The sequence below is a fragment of the Streptomyces sp. MMG1121 genome, assembly GCF_001280015.1.
Classification (GTDB): domain Bacteria; phylum Actinomycetota; class Actinomycetes; order Streptomycetales; family Streptomycetaceae; genus Streptomyces.
In genome coordinates, this window is record NZ_LGDV01000165.1 from 1 (window position 1) to 220 (window position 220).

Genomic DNA, 220 nt, shown 5'->3' on the forward strand with positions numbered 1-220 from the left:
GCCAGCCACGGATGCGAACGAAGCGACAAACGCCCCGTCAGAACCACACCATCCTCATCCGCCAACCGCACCACCGCACCCAGCACCGAATGATCCGCCGAACCAAGCCCCGCAGACGACACATCACCCGAGACAGCCGGCGCATCCAGCCAGTACCGGCGACGCTGGAACGCATACGTCGGCAACTCCACCCGCCGCACACCACCACCCGCGAAAAGCG

General features: G+C 65.9%; 1 protein-coding gene. It reads right to left on the reverse strand.

The annotated features are described in order from the left end of the window. The coding region (locus ADK64_RS47285; protein ID WP_234384592.1) for a hypothetical protein at nucleotides 1–220 on the reverse strand (220 nt) is incomplete at both ends.